We start from the raw sequence: 21,933 nt of genomic DNA on the forward strand, positions 1-21,933 counted from the left end.
AGAATTAAAAAAGAAAAAGAAATGAAGATATTATTCGTATTAACATCTCACGACAGTTTAGGAGATACAGGAAAAAAAACAGGATTTTGGGTTGAAGAATTTGCAAATCCTTACTACACATTATTAGATAAAGGTGTTTCAATTACTATTGCCACACCAAAAGGAGGCGCTGCTCCCATAGACCCAACTAGTGATACACCAGATGCTTCAACAGAAGCTACAGAACGTTTTAATAAGGACACTGAAGCCAAAGAAAAAATTGCCAACACCAAGGTATTGGCAGATATGAATCCAGACGATTTTGATGCAGTTTTTTACCCAGGAGGCCACGGACCTTTATGGGATTTAGCAAACGATGAAACATCGATTGCATTAATTGAAAAATTCAATAGTCAAAAAAAACCAATTGCTTTTGTATGTCATGCACCAGTGGCATTGATGAATGTTAAAAACACTGATGGTAGCAGATTGGTAAAAGGTAAAAAAGTAACTGGGTTTTCTAATTTAGAGGAAGCCGCTGTAGGATTAACAGAAATTGTTCCTGTATTAGTTGAAGATATGCTAATTGAAAATGGGGCATTTTATTCTAATGCAGATAAATGGGCGCCTTATGCCATAGAAGATGGTAATTTAATTACGGGACAAAATCCTGCATCATCACAATTAGTTGCTGAAAAACTGCTGGAAAGTTTAAAGTAATTTTGATTATATTATCTATGAAAAAGGTTGTCCGTGATGAGCAACCTTTTTGCTTTAATTATTTGAAAATTATCTTTTTAAGGTAAAATGCCCTTTTTTAATTATACGATCACTAAAAACAACTTTAAACCAATAATCATCTGAGGGAAGATTTCGACCATTAAAAGTTCCATCCCAACTGCTTTCAGGTGATGTTAGATTCTTTAAAAGTTTACCGTATCTATCATAAATATAAATGGAATAATTTTTACCTGTTTTTCCTTTCAAGCTCCAAGTATCATGATTGCCATCACCGTTCGGTGTAAAAAATTTTGGATAATCTAAAATAGAAACAGTCTCTTGTAAAATACCACAACCACTAGTCTCTCTAACATAAACTGTATAGTCGCCCCCTGCCAAATTATAAAAAACATTGTTACTTTGGTAATTAATTCCGTCTAATGAAAACTCATAGTCTAAGTTTGAATTTATAATAATTTCAATGCTATTATTATTACTAAACTCTTTTGTTTTTATTTCATAGTCAGAAATAGGCGTCACATGTGTTATCGTAACATTAACTTCCGAAGTGTCTGTGCCACAAAAACTACTAGTCACGGTATAAGTATAAATCCCTGCAGGGTCTATTGAAGGGTCAAACATTCCCGTTCCACTGGATAAACTTGGAGACCATATCCCTCCACTATCTGGATTACCATTTAAACCATCATATAAATCAATCGAATTTACATTTGTACAGACTTCCAAACTGCCATTTGCACCAGCATTTGGCTCTTTATTTATTATGACTTCTACCTCTGAAGTATCCGACCCACAATCACCATTGATAATTTTATAAGTATACGTTCCGGCAGCATCTTTTGAAGGGTCAAAAACACCTGTACCACTATTCAAACTTGGAGACCATGTTCCACCAGTATCTGGATTATCATTCAAAATATCAAACAGATTAAAACTTGGGTCATTAGAACAGACTGAAATGGTTCCATCTGTTCCTGCATTTACAATAGTACTATTTATATTAAGAGTCATTTGAGAAGAAACATTGTTACAAATAACATTTGACAACGTATACGTGTAAATCCCTGCTGCATCTATGGAAGGGTCAAACATATCCGTTCCACTAGATAAACTTGGAGACCATGTTCCTCCAGTATCCGGATTGCCTTCAATTCTGTCAAACAAACTAAAGGGAGTGTCTTGAGAACAAATGTTTATAGTAGTATCATCTCCAGCATTAATTGTGGATGTGGTAAAATCAACTGTAATATCTGCATAATCACTGACGCAATTGGATTCCATAACGGAATATCTATAAACACCAGCGGTGTCTAGTAAAGGATCAAAAATACTAGAACCACTAGCTAAGGTAGGGCTCCAAATGCCTCCTGAATCTGGATTATTTAATAGACTATCAAATAAATTTATTGGGTCAGAACTTGAGCATATCTCAATACAATTGCTTTCTCCTGCATAAGTCGTACCTGAAACTGTGTTTAAGTTTAAATTATATTTTGCTACATAAATTTCATTAACACCGTTTTTAAATAAGGTGGTTTCATTAACTTCAGAAGGTCCAAAAATGATGTCTTCAGTATAATAACCTGTTATATATATATTTCCAGAATTGTCAACATCTATACCTGCTCCTTGTTCCCATCCAGAACTACCTGCGCTGGTGGCACTTAATAATTGCCCATTAATATCGTATGCCACAATAAAAATATCAGTATTGCCTTTGTTTTGTAGTGTGCTTTCATTGCATTTGCCTTCATCTATTATTACATCGTTACTAAAGTAGCCTGTTACAAAAATATTGTTTGAAGCATCAACATCTAAAGCAAGACCTCTATCAAGAGAATCACTTTTTAAAGTGTCATTCCAAATATAATTACCATCGGTATCATATTGAATAACAATCATGTCTTCAGAATTACCATCAACAGAAACGCAGTCAGACATTAAAGTAAGTCCATAATAGCTACCTGTAAATACAATTCTATCATCATTGACAATTTTAATGTCGCCACTTATACTTGCCCCAGGACCATTGACGTAAAACGGACTTTGCGCCCAAAGAAAAGTGCCATTATTATCATATTTAGCAATATAAGCAGCTTCTGTATTTCCTGATAGCGTAGTTGCATTAGTTAAACCCTGCCCAAACGTAGCGCTATTATAAAAATTACCTGTAACATAAATATTGCCACTTGAATCTAAATCAAGGTTTTTACCTCCATCACCATTATTTCCCCCGGCTTTTTGTACCCAAAAAAGGTTGCCATTGCTATCATATTTTGATAAAAACATATCCGATTGATTCCCAGTTAATGTTGTTTCATTGGTTTCACCTGCACCAAAAACCACATTGCCGTTAAAAGCTCCTGTAATGTATATATTTTGATTAGAATCCAAATAAATATCGCTGCCTCCAGGAGCATCATCATTGACTCCTCCAAAGGATTTTGCCCATATAAAATCGCCATCTTGTGAGTATTTAGCAAAAAACAGGTCTCGCGATGCAGAATTTGCATAAAGTGTAGTTTGAGTAATGGTTCCAATACCAAACGTTACTTCAACTGAATAATAGCCAGTTATATAAATATTATTATTAGCATCTAAAGCAATGGCGTTACTAATTACCCCATTATTGTTTGCTTCTATTTGTTTTGCCCAAAGCAACAATCCATTGGTATCATATTTAGCAATAAAGGAGCCGTTAACGTTTAATATGGTCTGATTGACTTCGCCTTGACCAAAAATAGACCCAGTAGTCCAATTTGACATAATACCAGTAACATAGCTATTTCCAGAACTATCAGTAATTAAATCATACCCTTGATCCAGATCGGAATCTATAGTATCGCTCCCGGCACTTTTTGAAAAGATTAAATTTTGGGCATCCAGATTATTTATAAAAAATATTGTAAAAATGATAGCGACAAAAGATTTAGTCATAAATATAATCTATAAGAAAATTACTGCTAAAATAACATTCTTTTTAATCTTGTAATCGATTTAATTAAATTAATGGTTAAACGGTAGAAGAAACGGCCGTGGGATTAACAGAAGTCGTTCCTGTGCTAGTTGAATATGCTTATTGAAAATGGGGCGTTTTATTCTAACGCAGATAAATGGGCGCCTTATGCCATAGAAAATGGTAATTTAATTACGGGACAAAATCCTGCATCATCACAATTTGTTGCCGAAAAATTGCTAGAAAGTTTAAAATGAGTCACAGATAGAGTTGTTTTTATATTGAACACCCTTTTTCTGTTATTAAACTAAAAAAAGCCATCTTAATTAAGATGGCTTTTTAGATTATTAAATGTTTATTTTAGCATAAACTTACTTTAATGGCACTTAAGCCTTTATCTCCTTTTTCAACATCAAAAGTCACCTTATCATCTTCATTTATTTGATCAATAAGATTTGATGTATGAACAAATATTTCTTCTTCTGTATCCTTAACGGTTATAAAACCGAATCCTTTTGCGTGATTGAAAAATTTTACTGTACCTTCTTTCATAATTGTTTTGTTATTAGTATTCATTAATTTATTTATAATTCGTTTTATCATATATTCTTTATTTTTTTACAAATGTTTTTTAAACAACACATATTGTTTGCTTTTTTCCTAAAGACCGAAGCATCTTAGTGTGATCACTAATAGCGCGTATCATTGATGTCTTAACGTTATAGGTCATACCAAATTCTTCCGCGGTATCGGCCACTATTTTGGTTATTTTTTTATAATGTACGTGGCACACATCGGGCAGCACATGGTGTTCTACTTGGTAATTAAGTCCTCCTATAAGCCAAAACAATAGCTTACTATTGGGTGAGAAATTACTCGTAGTTGCAAATTGATGACTATACCAATTATCGTCAATATATCCTTTGTCGTCAGGCAATGGAAACTCATTATTAGGCATAATATGCGCTATCTGAAACACAATACTTACCAACGTGCCAGTTACAAAATGCATAGATAAAAAAGCCAATAAAACAATCCACCACGAAAATGGAACCATAATCATGGGTAGAACGAGGGCATATCCATAATACAAAATTTTCCAAGCAATCATACTTATCACAGCTTTAGTATACTCATTTTTTTTATTTAAAAACCCCATGTCTTTATAGCGTTTCATGCGAACAAAATCTTTAGTGGTAATCCATGAAATTGTTGAAATTCCATAAAAAAACCAAATGTATATATGCTGAAATTGGTGTACCCAATAATGCTTAGCATGTGGTGAGAACCGCAAGAAAAATGGTGCATTTAAATCGTCGTCAGAATGTTCAATATTAGTATATGTATGATGTAAAACATTGTGTTGTATTCTCCAAACCGTTGCATTACCTCCAATAAGATTAAACGAATAGCCCAATAAGGTATTGATTTTCTTGTTTTTTGAATACGCTCCATGAATAGCATCATGCATAACGCCCATACCTATTCCTGCCATTCCTAATCCACTTAATATGTAGAGTAAAAAAAGTAGCCAAACCGTGGTAACTATACCAGAAGCAAGCACTACTAATGGTACAAAAAATAAAGCCAACATAATCACCGTTTTTACCACCATTGTCGTATTGGCTTTTTTACTGGTATTATGCGTTTTAAAATAAGTATTTACCCTATTTCTTAATGTTTTTGAAAAGTTTGAATGTATGTCTCTTGAAAATATTGGATTGTCGATGCTGTTACTTTTTATTTGATTTTTCTACTTCACCTCGAAGCTCTTTAACGCACCAGGCTAATGAGACTGTACTGCGTCTATTAAAAAATGAGAAAGCAAAAGATTGATTAAGATTGTGAGAAATTAAAAAAGAATAGCTGCCTAAATAATTAACTTGGTGAAGGTAGGTTAAATTAATGGTGGTTTTTAATATAATATGTTAAATAATTGATAGTCAATTTAATATATTCAATATTTAGAGTGCTTCTTACATTCTATATGATTAAATAAATAAAATAAACTAAAAGCAATAATTTTCCTTGTATTATAATTATGAAATTGTGGTTGAAAATGAAGCATAACCAATCAAAGAGTGTAAATACAATAAAAAGATTAGTTATCTTCACTTAGTCTTTTTTGAGTACTTCTAAAATCAAATCCAAAACTATGGCTGAAAAAAAGAAATATAGAACGTTTGAAGGTGTTTTTACACCATCATTATTAACCATTTTAGGGGTTATAATGTACATGCGTTTAGGTTGGGTTGTCGGAAATGCAGGCTTAATTGGTGCTATTATTATTATAATTGTAGCACATGTTATTGCTGTTACAACAGGTTTAAGCATATCATCAGTAGCATCTGATAAAAAAATTGGAGCTGGCGGAATTTACTACGTATTGTCTCGAAGTATGGGTATACCCATTGGAGGCTCAATTGGCATAGCATTGTATATTGGAACAGCTTTATCTATTGCCTTATATTTAGTTGGTTTTGCAGAAAGTTTTAATGGCTTTTTTGGTTTAGGAATGACTATTAATGATATTCGAATAACAGGTAGTATTGCATTAATAATGCTTACAGCTTTAGCATTAATAAGTACCTCCGTTGCACTTAAAGCTCAATTTGTTATTCTTACAGCAATCGCTATTTCCTTAATTTCAATTTTTTTAGGAACCTCTGAACATGCACCACAAACATTACGTTTGTTTTCTCACGAAGGTTCGGTTTCTTTAGAGGTTGTATTTGCTGTGTTTTTTCCTGCTGTTACTGGTTTTACTGCGGGCATTGCCATGAGTGGAGATTTGAAAAATCCAAAAAAATCAATTCCTTTAGGCACATTATCCGCCATAGGCATAGGCTTGATAGTGTATCTTAGTCTTGCCATTTTTATTGCTTTTAGCGTCGATTCCGAAGTTTTAAAAACAGATTATAATTTCTTAATGAAAATGGCTCTATTTGCTCCAGCAGTGGTTGCGGGTATTTGGGGAGCTACGTTATCTTCCGCTTTAGGCGGTATTTTAGGAGGTCCCAGAATTTTGCAAGCCATGTCTATAGATAAGGTGACTCCAAAATTGTTTGGAAAAGGAAAAGGAGAAAATGACGAACCTGTTAATGCATTATTCATGGTTTTCGTTATTGCAGAAGCTGGTATTTTAATAGGAGAATTAGATGTTATTGCCCGTGTAGTTTCTATGTTTTATCTAACGGCTTATGGGTTTATTAATATTTCTTATTTCTTGGAAAGTTGGGCAAATCCAGATTTCCAACCCTCGTTTAAGATTAAACGTTGGATTGGTTTACTTGGGTTTATAGCCTGTTTTGCCGTTATGTTTAAACTCGATATGATGGCTATGATTGCTGCCTTTGCCATTGTTGGCCTATTATATTTTGCTTTGCAACGCAAAGAAGTAAAATTACAGTCTAATGATGTTTGGCGAAGTGTTTGGGAAAATGTAGTAAACAAAGGTTTAAAAAAGATAAATGCAAATGCAGATGATGAAAACTCCAATTGGAACCCTAATATTATTTTATTTAGTGGACAAAGTAAACATCAAGCTTACTTGTTAGAGTTGTGTAAAACGGTATCTGGTCGCACAGGAATTGTAACTAACTTTAAATTAATTGTGGAAAAAGGTAATTACAAACCCTTTAAAAGAACAGAACAAATAGTAAGAGATGACACATTTAGCGAACTCGGAATTTTTGCACGTCAAATAAAAGTTGATAATATATATAAAGGCATAACCAATATTGCTACCACGTTTGGGTTTTCTGGTGTTGAACCTAATACTATTATGATGGGTTGGCCCAAAGGACTTGAAAACTCAAAGGAGTATTCTCAAATGACGGAAACTCTATTGCTTCTAGATTATAATTTATTGTATTTAGATTTTGATAAAAAAATGAAGTTTGGTAATTATAACTCAGTAGATTTATGGTGGAGGGAAACCGATAGTAAAAATGCTGAAATGATGTTGAATATTGCCCGATTTATCATTGCCTCTCCCAAATGGCATCAGACAAAAATTAGAGTTTTGTTTGTAAACAATAACAATGTTGACGCAGAAATTATATATACAAAAATTTATGAACTGGTTGAAAATTTAAGAGTTATTGTTGAAATAAAAATAATTAACAATGCTGTAGAGCAAGAACCTTTTTATAACATCATAAAACAATATTCTGCTACCACAGATTTAACGTTAATAGGAATTCCTAATTACAAAATTGAGAAACAAGCTGAATTTGTTATTAAAACCAATGATTTATTCGAAACAATAGGCTCTACATTATTAGTTAAGGCCGCGAATAATTTTAATGTTCTAGATTTAAATTTTGCTAAGGATGAGTAACATTGTTTATTACTTAGTAACTTTACATAGATGCATCCACAAAATCCATATCAAAACCGTTATGATTTTAAACGATTAGTTAAACACCATGTTGAGCTACAAAAACATGTTGTTTTAAATCCTTCTGGCGAAGAAACTATTAACTTTAGTTCTTCAAGTGCTGTCTATGAATTGAATAAAGCGCTTCTGTTAGCGGATTTTAAACTTTCTGACTACCTATTACCACCAGGATATCTCATCCCTCCTATTCCTGGACGATTAGATTATCTGTTGCATCTACGGGATGTTTTTTTAGAAAAATTCAACATTAGTATAAATTCCAAACTAAAAGGATTAGATATTGGGACTGGTGCCAATGGGATTTATTCCATTTTAGGTGCTCAATATTTTAACTGGAACATGGTAGGGACAGAAAGTGACGAAAAAGCCGTAGACGTTGCCATATCAAATATACAAAATACAAAAGCTCTGCAAAACCAGATAGAAATTCGCCACCAGGATACAAAGAGTTTTATTTTAAAAAATGTAATTTATCCTCAAGAACAATTTGATTTCACTATCTGCAATCCACCTTTCCATACCTCTCATGAAGACGCAATAAAAGGATCACTTAAAAAACTTAAAAATTTAGGTGTCAAAACTAATATAGAAGATCTTCAACTTAATTTTGAAGGACAAGCCAACGAACTCTGGTGCAATGGTGGTGAAGCTCTATTTATTAAACGATTAATAAAGGAAAGCGTCCTGTTTAAAAATCAAGTACAATTATTTACTTGTCTAGTAGCCAAATCAAACAACCTCACAAAAATAGAAAAGCAACTAAAAAAAGTAACCGCAAATTATGATACCATTCCTATGTCACAAGGGCATAAAAAAAGTCGTTTTATTATGTGGTGGTTTGATTGATATAGGTGTATTTATATAAAAAGCAGCATCTAAACTTTGTTTAAATACTGCTTTAAATAACTTATAGTAAAAAGCTATATACTAACTTTTAAGCGATTTCATATCAATTACAAATCGATATTTAACATCGTTACTGGTAACACGCTTATAAGCTGTGTTAATATCTTGCATATTAATCAATTCTATATCACTAGTAATATTGTGTTTTCCACAAAAATCCAGCATCTCTTGGGTTTCTTTGATGCCTCCAATTAAAGAACCAGCAATTCGTTTACGTCCCATGATAATACTTCCACCGTGAAATGGTTTTAAAGGTTCTACTGCTCCAACCAATACCATTGTAGCATCAATTTTTAATAGTGCTAAATAAGGATCCATTTCATGACCAACAGGAATGGTATTTAATAAAAAATCAAAACTCCCTTGGTGCTTCTTCATGTCGTCTTGGTTTTTAGAAATCAATACTTCATGGGCTCCTAATTCTTTGGCATCTTCACCTTTTTCTGGTGAGGTCGTAATCATAACTACATGGGCTCCTAATGCATTTGCAAATTTAACACCCATATGTCCTAAGCCTCCTAGACCAATAACACCAACTTTATCTCCTTTTTTTACATTCCAATGACTTAGTGGAGACCAGGTTGTAATACCTGCGCATAATAAAGGTGCTGTAGCAGCTTCATCTAAATTTTCTGGTACGCGTAAAACAAATTGTTTATCTACGACTACCGAAGTAGAATAACCACCATAAGTTTGAGTACCTGGAATATGTATATTTGGACTATTATAGGTAAATGTAGCGCCGTTTTCACAAAACTGTTCTAAATCTTGTTGACAAGATGCACACGTATGGCAGGAATCTACCAGACATCCTACACCTACTAAATCACCTACTTTATAGTTGCTCACCCCTTTTCCTACTTCTACTACGCGACCTATAATTTCATGACCTGGAACTACCGGATAGATAGAGCCTTTCCAATCATTTCTTACCGTATGTATATCACTATGGCAAACACCACAGTAAGTTATATCTATTTTTACATCATCTTTTCCTACTTCTCTTCGTTCTATATTTAAAGGTTTTAAATCGTCTGTTGCTGACGTCGCTCCGTAGGCTTTTATTGTTGTTGACATATATATTTATGAGTTTTTTAAAGTTACTTTTAATTCGATTTCTGTATCTAATAATTTAGATATTGGACATACGTCTTTGGCTTTATGGGCAATTTGCTGAAATTGTTCCGCATCAATTTCAGGAACGTCTCCTTCTAAATTTAAGCTAATTTTAGTGATGGCACCATCTTCAAATAAAACTGTTGCATCAACATCTAAGGTGGTTGCCGTAAAATTTTCTTCATTTAATAAGAAGCTTAATTGCATAGCAAAACAACCAGCATGGGCTGCCCCTACTAATTCTTCTGGATTGGTTCCTTTTTCGCCATCTTCAAAACGTGTGTGAAATGAATATTGCGTATTATCAAGAACTTTACTTCCTGTGGTTAAACTTCCTTTTCCTTCTTTGCCGCTGCCTTTCCAAACAGCGCTTGCTTTTCTTGTAAATTTCATAATGTTACTATTTTAAGTTAAACAATGTATTATTTGGATGCCTTTGGGTAATCTGTATAGCCTTTTGCTCCTGGGGTGTAAAATGTGTCATTATCCCAATCGGCTAATTCCAGATTGTTTTCAAAGCGTTCTACTAAATCTGGATTAGAAATAAATGGTTTTCCAAAGGCCACTAAATCGGCATTACCGTCTTCAATAATTTTATTTCCCTTTTCCTGGTCAAATGCTGTATTAATCATTAACGTACCATTGTATAAGGGTCTGAAATGTTTCGCGATTTCTGTAACGGCATACGGAATCTCTGAAACATCTGTAAAAGGTTCAGATAAATGTACGTAAGCTAAATTGTAATCATTCAACTTTTTAATAATATATTCAAACGTTGGGATTGTATCCTCATCCATAGTCATTCCAAAGACTCCGTTTAGAGACGGGTTGAAACGTGCTCCAATTTTTTCCTGTGGAATAACTTCTTTAATAGCATCTAAGACTTCAAAAAAGAAACGTGTTTTATTTTCTATACTTCCACCGTACTCATCTGTTCTTTTATTAGATGTTCCGTTGAAAAATTGATGAAATAAATATCCATTAGATGAATGAATCTCAACACCATCAAACCCTGCTTTTACAGCATTGGCTGCGGCTTGTTTAAAATCGTTGACAGTGGTTTTAATGTCTTCAATGGTCATTTCTTTGGGAGTTACCGTATCTTTAAACCCTTCTGGTGTGTAGGACTGAGCATTAGGATTAATAGCTGAAGCCGATAACGGCAACTCGCCATTATGAAAATCTGGATGAGACATACGCCCTACGTGCCATAACTGGATAAAAATGGTTCCACCTTTATCATGTACTCGTTTAGTTACTTGTTTCCAGCCTTCCACTTGTGCATCGGTATGAATGCCTGGCGTGTTAATATAGCCTACGGCGCGCTCAGAAACCTGAGATCCTTCCGTTATAATTAATCCTGCCGAAGCACGTTGTTCATAGTACAAACCGTGTAAATCGTTAGTAGGAACTTTACCTTCGTTTGCCGCTCGACTCCTAGTCATAGGCGCCATTACTACTCTATTTTTCAGATTAATATTTTTGTTATATGGTGTTAATAAGGGTTGTTTATTCATAATATTTTTTTAATTAATAAATTGGAGTTTTTTTTTCACATATAGTCTCATCTTCTCATAGAAAAAAACAAGGTTGATATGAATCACATCAAAAGTACAACTCATAAGTACCAATTCAATTGACCTATGTCAATTAGGAAAATATTAACGTTTTAATTTAGAACGAACTCTGCTTAAGCTTTCGGCAGAAACTCCTAAGTAATTAGCAATATCATAGTTTGGTATTCTATCTTCAATCGTGGGATACGATTCACAAAATTCCACATAGCGTTCCATTGTGTTTTTTTCTAATGAAGATAAAATACGTTTTCGTTGCGAAATAAAAGCATTGGTAGTAAGCAGTCTAAAATACCGCTCAAAAATTGGAGCTGTTTTAAAAAGTTCTTGAAGACTATCATAATTTATAGAAAGTAGCTTTGATGGCTCAATAGTCTCTATATGTAATCGTGAAGGCACGCCGTTATAAAAAGCGTCAAAGTCACCAATCCACCAGTTTTCAATGGCAAATTGAATAATATGTCGGTGCCCTTTTTCATCCTGATAATAGGCTTTCAAACATCCTTTTAAAACAAAATATTCATGTTTGACTTGTGTACCGGGTAGCAATAAAAATTTACCTTTATCAACAGATATCGAGTTTAAACAGGATTGAAATAGTTGGAGATCTCTTTCTGTAGGATTTATATAGTGTTTTAAATGATTTGTGATGGATGAATACATAGTACAAATATGATAAATATTTACAATACTTGAACTTTGTATAGCAAACTAAAATTAGTTATTCTTTTGCTTTAGAAACAGTTCCTGAATAGCGTATAGAATTTCGGGAACTCCCCGACAGCAGTATATTAGCTTTTAAATTAGGAAATATGGTAAGGGTTGTGTTAAATGTTTCTGACTTGCTTTTTGCACTAAACGTTATAGTGTAGCTTTTATTCTTATTTTTTAAAGCCTTATAGTTTTCTACTAACCCTTTAAATTCAATCGCTGAGTCTCCACCATTATAATCCATGTGCATTTGGCGTTCACCATAATAGGGTAAATGCGATGAAATGCTATCGCCAGAAATAGTTAAAAAATTATAATTTCCAATTAAGTTAATAGCATTTGCAACATTTCCGGGACCTAATAATCCTGAATTGGCTATTTGCTGCATAGCCAACGTAGCCTGTGGATATGCCCAATCAGATTTAATACTAAAATCTGGTTTAGCCATAATAGAATCTAGTGCTTTAATTTGTGCCTCAGTAATTGGAGATTTGGATGATGAACATGATAAGACAGTCACCATTAATATGCAGATAATAAGATACTTAGATTTCATTTGTTTTTATAGTTAAGATACAGAAAATTTAGGTTTATGTCAAGTTTTTTAATATTTGTTAACAGTTTGTAATATTAAAAAGATTAGTGACTTCTTTTTTTACTTTTTAAGAGATACCATCCTAATAATAGGTTCATAAATATGCCTAATGCAAAGGTTTCCTATTATATTTTTAAAAGAATAGGTGCTTTTTAAAACAATATTCTTTTTAAAGGCAATAGATAGAGATTTAGCATTATGTCAAAAATTAAATGGGCAGGAGTTCAATGAAAAATTTCAGAAAACTATTTTTAATATTTTGATGTTTTAAAGAAACTATTTAAAAATAAGTTTATTTTAAATTTAAATGTTCGAATCGGTTGCAACACGAATTGATTAACACTTTTATTCGCATCTAGTTTTAACTCTTTTAGGAACAGAAAACGCTTCCGCTTTATAACTTTTGTTATTGCTATGGCTTTGGTAAAGTTGAAGCCAAGGGGTTTTCAGGCCAAAGACGCTAATTCTCTTACAATTTTTCATTTAAGTAATTAAAAGACTATTTTTTATAAATAAGTATCAGTATACTTTTTAAATCATATTAAACCTTCTCCTCTCCTTTTTAAAAAGAGTTAAATAGTGTATTTTTATATAAACTATATACATTAAAAAAATACTATAATAATTTTGTTTTTAATAGTAATACTATTAATATTGCAAACTAAAATATTAATTATGGATAAATTACTATCAAATATTAAAATTGAAGTTCCGCCAGGTATTTATTTAAAAGATCCTGAATCCTCTTCTTTAGGAAAAAAAATTGTGGAAAATAGTATTATTCTACTTGAAAACATCGGCTTTGAAGATTTTAATTTTAAAAAGTTAGGGCAGCTTATAGGCTCCAATGAAAGCTCTATATATCGCTATTTTGAGAGTAAACATAAACTTCTTATTTATCTAACATCTTGGTATTGGAGCTGGATAGAATATCAACTTGTATTAGAAACTTACAGTATTAATGACACTAAAGATAAATTGATAAAAGCTATAGAGATAGTTTCCAGAACCACCAAACAAGATAGTAAGTATAGCCATATTAATGAGGTGTTACTCAATCAAATTGTCATTAATGAAAATTCAAAATCATATTTAACAAAGGATGTTGATATAGAAAATAAAGATGGCAGTTTTATGCCTTATAAACGTGTTGTTCAAAGAATTTCTGAAATCATTTCCGCCTATAATACGTCCTATAAATATCCTTTAACTTTAGCTAGTTCTGTAATCGAAAGTGCCTTGCATCAACAATTTGTTAAAATTCATTTTAAATCTATTACAAATTGTAATGATGAAATTACACCTACAGAATTTTTTATCGATTTAACTCTAAAAACATTAACTGATGGAAAATAAAACACTATCGCCTTGGAAACGCTTTTTAGGTTTATTAGAATTAGAGCGTAAAGATATCTATCAAATTGCATATTATGCTATTTTTGAGGGGCTTGTGGCTTTATCGTTACCATTAGGTATACAAGCTATTATAAGTTTGCTACAAGGTGCTCAAATATCGGCTTCTTGGATTGTTTTAATAATACTTGTAACTGGTGGTGTTGCTTTTTCAGGCATATTAAAATTAATGCAAATGCGCATTATTGAAACCATTCAACAACGTATTTTTACTAGAGCTTCTTTTGAATTAAGCTATAGATTTCCGAAGATACAAATGAAAGAATTACGCAACTTTTATCTTCCAGAATTAGCCAACCGCTTTTTTGATACATTAACAATTCAAAAAGGACTATCAAAAATTTTAATAGATGTACCGTCGGCCTTTTTACAAATTATATTTGCCCTGGTTTTATTATCGTTTTACCATCCATTTTTTATCATTTTTGGAATTTTGTTAATACTCTTAATTTATATTGTATTTAAATATACAGCTGAAATAGGTCTGGAAACCAGCTTAAAAGAATCTAAAAACAAATATCGTGTAGCACATTGGTTGCAAGAGATTTCACGTGCTGTAATAAGTTTTAAATTGTCTGGAACAACTACTTTAGCCTTACAAAAAAGTGATACTCTAGTTAACGATTATTTGACATCAAGAGAAAAACATTTTAAAATTTTGATGCTACAGTTTAAACAAATGATTGGGTTTAAAGTGCTAGTAACCGCTGGCCTTTTATTGATTGGTGGATTTTTGGTGCTAAATCAGCAAATGAATATCGGGCAGTTTGTAGCTGCTGAAATTATTATACTTTTAATAATTAATTCCGTTGAAAAACTAATTCTGGGATTAGAATCATTTTATGATGTATTAACTTCAATAGAAAAATTAGGACAAGTTGTAGATAAACCTATAGAACCTCAAAAAGGAGAATTAATTAAAAAAGAAACTCCATTAACCATAGAACTTAACGAGGCATCCTATTCTGTTGACAACAAATACAATCCAATTCTAAATGGAATTTCATTCACAATTAACCCTGAAGATAGGATTTTGATTGAAGGCGAAAGTGGTGCTGGTAAATCAAGTTTATTACAACTTATTTCTGGATTAATTTTGCCTACGTCAGGTTATATATATGTTAATAATCTTTCTGTTAAAAGTTTATTTATTAATGAATATCGAGCTCTTTTAGGATTGTCGCTTTCTGAAGAAACTCCTTTTGAAGGCACCATAAGAGAAAATGTCACATTTGGAAATCTTGATATTTCTGACGAATTAATTTATGAAACTTTTGAAAATTTAGGTTTAACGGATTTTTTAAAACAACAACCACAAGGCTTAAATTCTATACTAAATCCAGAAGGTAAGCAAATAGCTTATACGGTTACTAAAAAATTAGTGTTAGCAAGAGCGATTGTTAAAAAACCAAAACTTCTTATTCTTGAAGATCCTTTAGATCAATTTCAAAAACAAGAAGCCAAAAAGATTATTGAATTTCTAACGGATAAATCTCAACCTTGGAGCCTCATTGTTGTGAGTAACAACGAAAGTTGGAAGCATAGTTGCAACAAAAACATAACACTAAAAAAAGGAATTATTATTGAAAGTAAATTGTAAGCTATGTTAAATATATCAAGTAATAAGGTTTCAGAATTTATAGACCTCACTAAGTTTAAATCAGGAAAAGAAATATTTACTAAAGAATATCATAAAATATTTAAAAAATTCTTATTAATCTTAGCTATTGTTTTATTAGTTATACTTTTTTTGCCGTGGACGCAAAACATTACGAGTAATGGAACTGTGACGACGTTAAAACCTAATCAACGTCCTCAAACCTTGCAATCACAGATTCCTGGACGTATTGAGGAATGGTTTGTACAAGAAGGTGATTTTGTCAAAAAAGGTGATACTATACTTCGTATCTCAGAAGTAAAAAGTGATTACTTTGATGAGAAATTAGCTCAACGAACAGATGACCAGCTTTTGGCTAAATCGTCGTCTGTAGTCGCTTATAAAAACAAAGTTATCGCTTATGAGAGTCAGATTTCAGCCTTACAACAAGAACGGCGTTTAAAATTAGAACAAGCAAAAAACAAGCTGTTGCAATCTCGCTTAAAAGTGAAAAGTGATAGTATTGATTTAGAAGCCATCAAAATAAATGCAGATATTGCTAAGATTCAATATGAACGAACACTTACACTACAGAAAGACGGTTTAAAAGCAGTTAAGGATGTAGAAGAAAAGCGTTCAAAATTTCAAGAGGCTAATGCTAAATTAATTTCACAGGAAAATAAATTTTTAAGTACAAAAAATGAAGTTATAAACAGTCAACTTGCCATATCTACTATTAATGCCACTTATGCCGATAAGTTAGCTAAAGCAGAAAGTGATGTATATGCAGCCCAATCAAGTGGTTTTGATACTCAAGCGCAAGTATCAAAATTAGAGACGAGTTTAGCAAACTACACAAAACGAAGTAGTCTGCTTTTTGTAACAGCTCCGCAAGATGGTTATATTAATAAAGCCATAATATCTGGTATTGGTGAAACTTTTAAAGAAGGAGAACAATTGGTAAGTATTATGCCTGCAAATTATGAATTAGCTGTAGAAATGTATGTACGCCCAATAGATTTACCATTAATACATGTAGGAGAAAAAGTTAGAGTTCAATTTGATGGATGGCCTGCTATTGTATTTAGCGGATGGCCAAATGTGTCTTACGGAACCTACAGCGCTAAAGTAGTTGCCATTGAAAACTTTATTAGCGCTAATAGTATGTATCGTGTATTAGTAAAACCAGATGAAAACGATGTGAATTGGCCAGAAGCTATTCGTGTTGGTTCAGGAGCAAAAACTATTGCATTATTAGATAATGTGCCTATTTGGTTTGAATTGTGGAGGCAAATCAATAGCTTCCCTCCTAACTTCTATCAACCAAATAAAAACTTAGATAGTGCTAAAACTAAAAAGAAGAGTTCATGAAAAAATTAGCTGTTGTATTATTTTTTATATCTTTTTCTATTGGTTTTTCTCAAGAGAATAGCACAGTATTATCTTTGGAAGAATACATTGGATATGTAAAAGCATTTCACCCAATTGTAAAGCAGGCAAAACTTATAACGAGCGAAAGTGAAGCTAAATTACTAAAATCTAGAGGGGCTTTTGATCCCAAGATAGAAGTAGATTATAATAGAAAGACCTTTAAAAGCACTGAATATTATGATAAACTTAATGCAACTTTTAAAATCCCTACATGGTACGGAATTGAGTTAAAAGGAAAATATGAAAATAATGAAGGAACCTATTTAAATCCAGAATATAACACCCCAACAGATGGTTTGTACAGTGCCGGAGTTTCAATATCTCTTGCAAAAGGGTTACTTGCTAATGACAGAATGGCGACCTTAAAACAAGCTAAAATATATACAAAACAAGCACAAGCAAAACAAAACCAAGTTATTAATGAAATTTTATATGATGCCATCACATCTTATTTTAATTGGCTTAAAAATTATCAATCACAAATAATTTTTTCAGATTTTGTAGTAAATGCTGAAACAAGATTTAATAATGTAAAAACAAATTATTTAGCTGGAGATAAACCTGCTATTGATACGCTTGAGGCTAGTATAAATTTAAAAAATAGATTGTTAGATTTTGAAAAGGCTAAAATTGGTTACATCAAATCTACCTTAGAAATTTCAAATTATCTATGGTTAGAAAACAACTTACCTGTAGAATTAACAGATAGTATAACGCCCGATATTGAAACCATTAACAAGATTGATTTAGTTTTAAATAGTTCCATTTTAAACGTATCTGATGTATCTATAGAAAATCATCCTAAACTCAAAGAACTTCAATTTAAAAGAGACATATTAACTATTGACAAACGATTAAAAACAAATAATCTATTACCTAGAGTTGATTTAGAATATAATTTTTTAACGACGGATTATAATGACATTAATTTATTAAATACAGCAAATTATAAGAGTGGATTAATCATTAGTTTTCCATTATTCCTTCGTAAAGAACGTGCAGATTTGAAACTTACAAAACTTAAATTACAAGATATAGACTTTGATATTTCTGCAACCAAGGTTAGTTTAAAAAATAAAATTGATGCCACATTACAGGAAATCGAATCTTATAAAATCCAAAATCAACTACTTTTAAATTTAGTTACCGACTATAAACAATTAGTAAAAAGTGAAGAGCGTAAATTTGATTTAGGCGAGGGTTCCTTGTTTTTGGTTAATTATAGAGAAGCTAAACTTATAGAAAGTCAACTTAAAAAAATCGATACAGAATTTATGCTTTTTAATAGCAAATCTAACCTATTAAGAGTTATAAATAGTTTAAATTAAGAAAAAATAAAGGCTTCATTTTGGTTAATGAAGCCTTTATGATTATTAGTTTTAGGAGAAATATTATTTTTTATTCTAAAACAATATCCTTTGTAGCAACGTATATATCGTTCTTCTTTTCAAGTTTTAAAACACTTTTGTTTAATTGTGAGCGACAAGATTCAGACAGACCTTGAACTAAAGGATCATTATCAAAAAAGAAGGCATCCAGAGCATATTCAGCTTTGCCAGGTTCTTTAATTTCTCTGTGTATATTCTTAAGTTCGTTACTGTGTAAAAACCTACCTGGCATAAACGTATAAAAGGTATATTGTCCATCTTCATTAGTTTTTATCCAAGCTCTATGGTAAACATAACGCTTGTGGTTTTCCTTTTTCATTTCATAAACACCATTCTCGTCAGGCTGATAAATATATAGAAGAACATTGCTAGCAGGTGTTACCCCATCACTTTTATAAATAGTTCCTGATATCTTTATTTTGTTTTCTTTATTTATATAATCAGGAATCGTATCTACATTGTTCAAATTACTTTCAGAAAAATCGTAAATAGGACTACGTCTCTTATAATCTGCTGGTTTTTCAATAACTTCTGAAACAGAAATAGTTTCCTTGTTTAAGTTATTTTCAGAATAATCATAAACAGCACTGTTTTTTTCTGGTACAAATGTATTATTATCTAAAACGGAAGCATATTCTTGTGCGTAAAAAGACTGGTAAGCACCAAAAACGCAGACCAAGCAAATGAGGGAATTTAACTTTTTCATAAAGGGAAAATGAATTAATTAATTCGAAATTAAATGATTAAATGCTAATACCCTAAAAAATCTTATGAACTCAAAATATAGTCGATGAAACGAAAAATTATAATTTAGACAAGACTTATTTTTAAATATATCTTGAAAATTTAATTATGCAGATAAAATCCGCTTAAAGAGGATAAATAATCTGTTTGGTTCTGTATTCTATTGCTTATTTTTGAGATTTAATTCAGAATAATCATTAATAATGAAGAGATTCTCTTTCAACTTAAAACAACTAGCTTGGTACAGTTCTTATAGAGATTCATTTCTAATAAATCCAAATAGACTATTAGCTTTTAAAGCAACGATAGTCATTGGTGCCTTAGTTATTTTAATGGTGATTTTAGGATTACCATTTTATGGAATTACCTTAGGTTTAGGAGCTCTTGCTGGTGCACTTTCTGAGACCGATGATCATCCAAACGGACGTTTAAAGTCAATGGCATTAAAGGTTATCAGTTTTGCCATAGCTAGTTTTTCTGTGGAATTATTGCAACCATATCCTATTCTATTAGGTTTAGGACTTGCGCTTTCAACTATTGTATTCATTTTAATAGGTGGTATTAATGAGCGATTCAGGGGTGTTACCTTTGGAGCTTTACTCATAGGAATCTACACGATGATTGGTTCGCAAATAAGTCCTAATTGGTATATACAACCCATATTGCTAACATTAGGAGCCTTAATTTACAGTAGTTTTTCGTATGTCTTATTACTTTTAAGGCCATTTAGTCTTCTAAACGAACAATTAGCAAGAGGTTTTTATGCGCTCTCAAACTATTTAAAAGAAAAAGCAAAACTTTTCCCAAGCGATCAAACAACAGAAAAGAAAATAAGAGCAAAACTCGCTTTATTAAATATACAAATAGTTGAAGCGTTAGATGCTTGCAAAGATGTTTTAAACAGCTATGGAGAAGCTCTTAAAAATCAACAAACCCTGCAGCCCTATTTGCATTATTTCATGGTTTTGCAAAGTTTGCATGAACGTGCTACATCCAGTCATGAACGGTATGATTTATTAAGCGAAAACCCTGCTAACAGTCAATTAATTGGAGGCATTCGCCAATTATTAAATGAATTCTCTTTAGCTACCCAAAACTTTGCTAAAAGCCTACTTACAACTCGCCCATACGAACATCCAATAGCTTTAGATTGGTTGGTTGACACCATGAATAACATGTTAAAGACAAACGAATTGAAAGGTACTCTTCCTGTAAGATTATTGATTATTAATTTAACACAATCTCACGAAACCTTAAAGAATATTACTAATAATTATGATCGGGATTCATTGCCTAAATTAGAAAAAGAAACACGTTCGTATTTCGAACGGTTGAAATTACAATTACATTTTGAACACCCCAGAATGCGGCATGCGTTACGACTGAGTCTATGTTTTTTAATCGGTTTTACCGTCTCTGAATTTTTTAATATCGCAAAAGGAGAATGGATTGTCCTGACTATTTTATTTGTATTACAACCTAGTTTTAGCGAGACAAGAAAACGCTTATTGCAACGAACCTTAGGAACCTTATCGGGCGTTATTATTGGTGTTTTAGTCATTCGATTATTTTCATTTTCTGGACAAATTGTATTAATGATTACATCGGCATATTTATTTTTTATTTGGATGAAACGCCGTTATTCCGTGGCGGTTATTTTTATTACCGTTTTTGTGTTATGTGCCTTTAATATTATTGCTAACAAAGGTGTTGATGTCATGACTCCCCGTTTAATAGACACATTTATTGGGGCTTTTATTTCGTTTATAGTGATTCGCTTTTTATGGCCAGAGTGGCAATATAAAAAATTGCCAGGCTTGTTAAGAGATGTTATCCATAAAAACACGGCTTATTTTAAAGCTATATTGAATGAATATCAAAACCAAACATCAGATGATTTAACATACAGAATCGCAAGAAGAGAAGCACATCGCGCCGATAATGCCTTAGTCAAAGTTTGGCAAAACATGCAATTAGACCCTCAAAAGCAGCAACAACTAAACAAAACGGCATTTACACTAACCTATTTAAACCATGCATTACTTTCATATTTATCTGCTTTAGGAGCTCATAGAGAACAGCAAAAAAATGAATCCTTACATATTTTAGCATTTGAAAATGATATTTTAAAAGCCTTAAATGAAGCATTTAACTGGCTAACTTCTGAAGATGATAGTAAGCTTCAACCTATTGAGAATTCGTTAAAAGATATTAGTACGCAATTGCTTACTCAGAATAAAGAGACAACACAAATACAGTATGTTTTACTCTATAATATAGCCCAAGTTACCATTCAAATTCTAGAACAAGCAAATCTTTTTAAACTTACAACAATCGATAAAAAATAATTGTAAAGGATGACCTGTAATACAGTTAACGT

General features: G+C 32.0%; 17 protein-coding genes and 1 pseudogene. 9 read left to right on the forward strand and 9 right to left on the reverse strand.

Features of this window, described 5'->3' with window-relative positions:
* Window positions 1-21 precede the first annotated feature (21 nt).
* Window positions 22-699, forward strand: a complete 678-nt coding sequence (locus G5V56_RS15105) for a type 1 glutamine amidotransferase domain-containing protein (RefSeq protein ID WP_166966602.1) — start codon at window positions 22-24, stop codon at window positions 697-699.
* A gap of 69 nt (window positions 700-768) precedes the next feature.
* Here the strand turns inward: G5V56_RS15105 and G5V56_RS15110 are convergent, their stop codons facing one another.
* Entirely contained in the window at window positions 769-3,657 is a 2,889-nt protein-coding gene (locus tag G5V56_RS15110; RefSeq protein ID WP_166966604.1) for a T9SS type B sorting domain-containing protein, read from the reverse strand.
* Window positions 3,658-3,743: 86 nt separating this feature from the next.
* Between G5V56_RS15110 and G5V56_RS15115 the strand changes: the two are divergent.
* Window positions 3,744-3,933 (forward strand): annotated as a pseudogene (locus G5V56_RS15115) (type 1 glutamine amidotransferase domain-containing protein); the annotation flags it as partial.
* A 103-nt stretch (window positions 3,934-4,036) separates the two neighbouring features.
* Here G5V56_RS15115 and G5V56_RS15120 read toward each other — a convergent pair.
* Together G5V56_RS15120 and G5V56_RS15125 are read right to left on the reverse strand one after the other, a co-directional pair.
* Complete coding sequence (locus G5V56_RS15120; RefSeq protein WP_317166434.1) at window positions 4,037-4,279, reverse strand: cold-shock protein; 243 nt, start codon at window positions 4,277-4,279, stop codon at window positions 4,037-4,039.
* A 28-nt stretch (window positions 4,280-4,307) separates the two neighbouring features.
* Window positions 4,308-5,270, reverse strand: coding sequence for a fatty acid desaturase family protein (locus tag G5V56_RS15125; RefSeq protein ID WP_166966606.1), 963 nt, complete (start codon window positions 5,268-5,270; stop codon window positions 4,308-4,310).
* Window positions 5,271-5,831: 561 nt separating this feature from the next.
* Between G5V56_RS15125 and G5V56_RS15130 the strand changes: the two genes are divergently transcribed.
* Window positions 5,832-8,018, forward strand: coding sequence for an amino acid permease (locus G5V56_RS15130; RefSeq protein WP_166966608.1), 2,187 nt, complete (start codon window positions 5,832-5,834; stop codon window positions 8,016-8,018).
* A 30-nt stretch (window positions 8,019-8,048) separates the two neighbouring features.
* Window positions 8,049-8,924: a 23S rRNA (adenine(1618)-N(6))-methyltransferase RlmF gene (gene rlmF / locus G5V56_RS15135; protein WP_166966610.1), complete on the forward strand. Its 876-nt coding sequence runs from the start codon at window positions 8,049-8,051 to the stop codon at window positions 8,922-8,924.
* An 81-nt stretch (window positions 8,925-9,005) separates the two neighbouring features.
* Here rlmF and G5V56_RS15140 read toward each other — a convergent pair whose 3' ends face one another.
* The 5 genes from G5V56_RS15140 to G5V56_RS15160 all read right to left on the reverse strand — a co-directional run bounded on the left by G5V56_RS15140 (window position 9,006) and on the right by G5V56_RS15160 (window position 12,941).
* Window positions 9,006-10,061, reverse strand: a complete 1,056-nt coding sequence (locus tag G5V56_RS15140) for an NAD(P)-dependent alcohol dehydrogenase (RefSeq protein WP_166966612.1) — start codon at window positions 10,059-10,061, stop codon at window positions 9,006-9,008.
* 6 nt (window positions 10,062-10,067) lie between these two features.
* Window positions 10,068-10,493: an OsmC family protein gene (locus G5V56_RS15145; protein ID WP_166966614.1), complete on the reverse strand. Its 426-nt coding sequence runs from the start codon at window positions 10,491-10,493 to the stop codon at window positions 10,068-10,070.
* Between the two features lie 29 nt (window positions 10,494-10,522).
* Complete coding sequence (locus G5V56_RS15150) at window positions 10,523-11,617, reverse strand: alkene reductase (RefSeq protein ID WP_166966616.1); 1,095 nt, start codon at window positions 11,615-11,617, stop codon at window positions 10,523-10,525.
* Window positions 11,618-11,761: 144 nt separating this feature from the next.
* A complete protein-coding gene (locus tag G5V56_RS15155; RefSeq protein WP_166966617.1) occupies window positions 11,762-12,337 on the reverse strand; it encodes a Crp/Fnr family transcriptional regulator in 576 nt (191 codons plus the stop codon).
* Between the two features lie 58 nt (window positions 12,338-12,395).
* Window positions 12,396-12,941, reverse strand: a complete 546-nt coding sequence (locus tag G5V56_RS15160) for a DUF4251 domain-containing protein (RefSeq protein WP_166966619.1) — start codon at window positions 12,939-12,941, stop codon at window positions 12,396-12,398.
* Between the two features lie 714 nt (window positions 12,942-13,655).
* Between G5V56_RS15160 and G5V56_RS15165 the strand changes: the two genes are divergently transcribed.
* The 4 genes from G5V56_RS15165 to G5V56_RS15180 are packed head-to-tail and all read left to right on the forward strand — an operon-like array spanning window position 13,656 to window position 18,749.
* Window positions 13,656-14,336, forward strand: coding sequence for a TetR/AcrR family transcriptional regulator (locus G5V56_RS15165; protein ID WP_166966621.1), 681 nt, complete (start codon window positions 13,656-13,658; stop codon window positions 14,334-14,336).
* Window positions 14,326-15,993, forward strand: coding sequence for a peptidase domain-containing ABC transporter (locus G5V56_RS15170; protein ID WP_166966623.1), 1,668 nt, complete (start codon window positions 14,326-14,328; stop codon window positions 15,991-15,993). The genes G5V56_RS15165 and G5V56_RS15170 overlap by 11 nt, the downstream gene beginning before the upstream one ends.
* 3 nt (window positions 15,994-15,996) lie before the next feature.
* Window positions 15,997-17,361 carry an HlyD family secretion protein gene (locus G5V56_RS15175; protein WP_166966625.1) on the forward strand — a complete coding sequence of 455 codons (1,365 nt, stop codon included), beginning with the start codon at window positions 15,997-15,999 and terminating at the stop codon, window positions 17,359-17,361.
* Window positions 17,358-18,749, forward strand: a complete 1,392-nt coding sequence (locus tag G5V56_RS15180) for a TolC family protein (RefSeq protein ID WP_166966627.1) — start codon at window positions 17,358-17,360, stop codon at window positions 18,747-18,749. The genes G5V56_RS15175 and G5V56_RS15180 overlap by 4 nt, the downstream gene beginning before the upstream one ends.
* Window positions 18,750-18,819: 70 nt before the next feature.
* Here G5V56_RS15180 and G5V56_RS15185 read toward each other — a convergent pair whose 3' ends face one another.
* The gene (locus G5V56_RS15185) at window positions 18,820-19,515 is read right to left on the reverse strand and encodes a peptidase associated/transthyretin-like domain-containing protein (protein WP_166966629.1); all 696 of its coding nucleotides are present in this window, start codon (window positions 19,513-19,515) and stop codon (window positions 18,820-18,822) included.
* 241 nt (window positions 19,516-19,756) lie between these two features.
* Between G5V56_RS15185 and yccS the strand changes: the two genes are divergently transcribed.
* Window positions 19,757-21,901, forward strand: coding sequence for a YccS family putative transporter (gene yccS, locus G5V56_RS15190; protein ID WP_166966631.1), 2,145 nt, complete (start codon window positions 19,757-19,759; stop codon window positions 21,899-21,901).
* The last annotated feature ends 32 nt before the right edge of the window (window positions 21,902-21,933 follow it).

Origin of the sequence: Yeosuana marina, assembly GCF_011762485.1 — a bacterium.
GTDB classification, from domain to species: domain Bacteria; phylum Bacteroidota; class Bacteroidia; order Flavobacteriales; family Flavobacteriaceae; genus Yeosuana; species Yeosuana marina.

What these genes read in the sequence shown, in the direction of transcription:
- G5V56_RS15165 (WP_166966621.1), top strand. Translation starts at nt 13,656, where the DNA reads ATGGATAAATTACTATCAAATATTAAAATTGAAGTTCCGCCAGGTATT.
- G5V56_RS15155 (WP_166966617.1), bottom strand. Translation starts at nt 12,337, where the DNA reads ATGTATTCATCCATCACAAATCATTTAAAACACTATATAAATCCTACA.
- G5V56_RS15145 (WP_166966614.1), bottom strand. Translation starts at nt 10,493, where the DNA reads ATGAAATTTACAAGAAAAGCAAGCGCTGTTTGGAAAGGCAGCGGCAAA.
- G5V56_RS15125 (WP_166966606.1), bottom strand. Translation starts at nt 5,270, where the DNA reads ATGTTGGCTTTATTTTTTGTACCATTAGTAGTGCTTGCTTCTGGTATA.
- yccS (WP_166966631.1), top strand. Translation starts at nt 19,757, where the DNA reads ATGAAGAGATTCTCTTTCAACTTAAAACAACTAGCTTGGTACAGTTCT.
- G5V56_RS15105 (WP_166966602.1), top strand. Translation starts at nt 22, where the DNA reads ATGAAGATATTATTCGTATTAACATCTCACGACAGTTTAGGAGATACA.
- G5V56_RS15120 (WP_317166434.1), bottom strand. Translation starts at nt 4,279, where the DNA reads ATGATAAAACGAATTATAAATAAATTAATGAATACTAATAACAAAACA.
- rlmF (WP_166966610.1), top strand. Translation starts at nt 8,049, where the DNA reads ATGCATCCACAAAATCCATATCAAAACCGTTATGATTTTAAACGATTA.
- G5V56_RS15160 (WP_166966619.1), bottom strand. Translation starts at nt 12,941, where the DNA reads ATGAAATCTAAGTATCTTATTATCTGCATATTAATGGTGACTGTCTTA.
- G5V56_RS15185 (WP_166966629.1), bottom strand. Translation starts at nt 19,515, where the DNA reads ATGAAAAAGTTAAATTCCCTCATTTGCTTGGTCTGCGTTTTTGGTGCT.
- G5V56_RS15140 (WP_166966612.1), bottom strand. Translation starts at nt 10,061, where the DNA reads ATGTCAACAACAATAAAAGCCTACGGAGCGACGTCAGCAACAGACGAT.
- G5V56_RS15180 (WP_166966627.1), top strand. Translation starts at nt 17,358, where the DNA reads ATGAAAAAATTAGCTGTTGTATTATTTTTTATATCTTTTTCTATTGGT.
- G5V56_RS15170 (WP_166966623.1), top strand. Translation starts at nt 14,326, where the DNA reads ATGGAAAATAAAACACTATCGCCTTGGAAACGCTTTTTAGGTTTATTA.
- G5V56_RS15150 (WP_166966616.1), bottom strand. Translation starts at nt 11,617, where the DNA reads ATGAATAAACAACCCTTATTAACACCATATAACAAAAATATTAATCTG.
- G5V56_RS15130 (WP_166966608.1), top strand. Translation starts at nt 5,832, where the DNA reads ATGGCTGAAAAAAAGAAATATAGAACGTTTGAAGGTGTTTTTACACCA.
- G5V56_RS15110 (WP_166966604.1), bottom strand. Translation starts at nt 3,657, where the DNA reads ATGACTAAATCTTTTGTCGCTATCATTTTTACAATATTTTTTATAAAT.
- G5V56_RS15175 (WP_166966625.1), top strand. Translation starts at nt 15,997, where the DNA reads ATGTTAAATATATCAAGTAATAAGGTTTCAGAATTTATAGACCTCACT.